The organism is Priestia sp. P5_B4 (assembly GCF_056400385.1).
The window spans coordinates 1-1,450 of the sequence record NZ_JBFULJ010000929.1 but is presented as its reverse complement, the minus strand read 5'-3'; the positions used below and the strand labels follow the sequence as shown (position 1 = coordinate 1,450).

The 1,450-nt window shown below is 37.0% G+C and carries 1 protein-coding gene and 1 pseudogene; both read left to right on the top strand.

Features of this window, described 5'->3' with window-relative positions; all coding sequences use genetic code 11:
• Positions 1-1,022 (top strand): cystathionine gamma-synthase family protein (locus AC1DRF_RS27570; RefSeq protein WP_477742254.1); only part of this gene is annotated, 1,022 nt, incomplete at its 5' end.
• A gap of 232 nt (positions 1,023-1,254) precedes the next feature.
• Positions 1,255-1,450, top strand: a pseudogene (locus AC1DRF_RS27565) (HTH-type transcriptional regulator Hpr); the annotation flags it as partial.

Genomic DNA, 1,450 nt, shown 5'->3' with positions numbered 1-1,450 from the left:
ATCCTACAGTTAAAGCTTTTGAAGAAAAAGTAAGGATACTTGAAGAAGCAGAAGAAGCGGTCGCATTTTCCTCCGGCATGGCGGCTATTAGCAGCACTTTATACACGTTTTTAAAACCTGGAGACCGCGTCGTATCGGTAAAAGATACATATGGAGGAACAAATAAAATCTTCACTGAGTTCCTTCCTAACATCGGAGTGGATGTAACCTTATGCAATACGGGGAATCATGAAGAAATTGAAGCGGAAGTAAATAAAGGATGTAAAGTGCTATATTTAGAGTCACCTACAAATCCTACGATGAAAATTATTGATATTGAAAGAATAGCAAAAGCAGGAAAAGCAGTAGGGGCAGTCGTCATTATTGACAATACGTTTGCGACACCTATTAATCAAAACCCTCTTCAATTAGGGGTGGATCTTGTCATTCACAGCGCAACAAAATTTTTAAGCGGACATGCGGATGCCTTAGGAGGAGCAGTATGCGGCTCTAAAGAATTAATGAAGCATGTGTATCACTACCGTGAGATCAATGGCGCGACCATGGATCCCATGTCAGCGTATCTTATTTTAAGAGGAATGAAAACGTTAAAATTACGTATACGTCAACAAGAGCGAAGCGCTTTGGAAATTGCTAAATTTCTTCAAAAGAAAGAAGCGGTTGAAGCCGTCTATTATCCTGGATTGGAAACACATCCCCATCATCATATTGCCAAAAAACAAATGAAAGGCTTTGGCGGGATATTAAGCTTTGTTTTAAAAGGAGAAATGGAAGCTATTAAAATTTTGCTGCCAAAGTTAACGTATGCAAATAAAGCCGGCAATTTAGGAGCGGTTGAAACAATTTATGGACCAGCAAGAACGACTAGCCACGTAGAATGTACGCTTGAAGAACGTAAAGCTCTTGGAATATCCGAAGGACTGGTTCGCATATCTGTAGGAATTGAAGATACGGAAGATTTAATTGCAGACTTAGCACAAGCATTTACTCACTTGGAATCCGCATCATCTATTAGTAATTAAAAAGACGCGCATTACTTTTTTTAATAAAAATAAAGTAAGTACCTCTTTTTAGTTGGTAGACACGTCTTCAGAATTATAGAAATTTTGTGGAATAAAGCTGATAAATTAAACTGTACGTGTATTTTTTCGTCTGATTTTGTAGGTATACTGATAAATTAGATGAAATAAAAATGTTTTTACGCGTTTTAAAAATAAACTAACTTACAACAGCCTACAAATAAGGAATGATAGTATGTCGAAACAAGAACAAGAAAGTGAATACACAATAAAAGATGCATCATTGTTTGGATTAAAATTAATGCAGGTAAGTAAAGCCATCTGGAGAGCTGCGGAAGATGACTGGGAGCAATGGGTGAAACCTTATGGACTAAACGTAAATGAGCATCATATTTTATGTTTAGCTAGTAACACGGGAGAAATCTCTATGT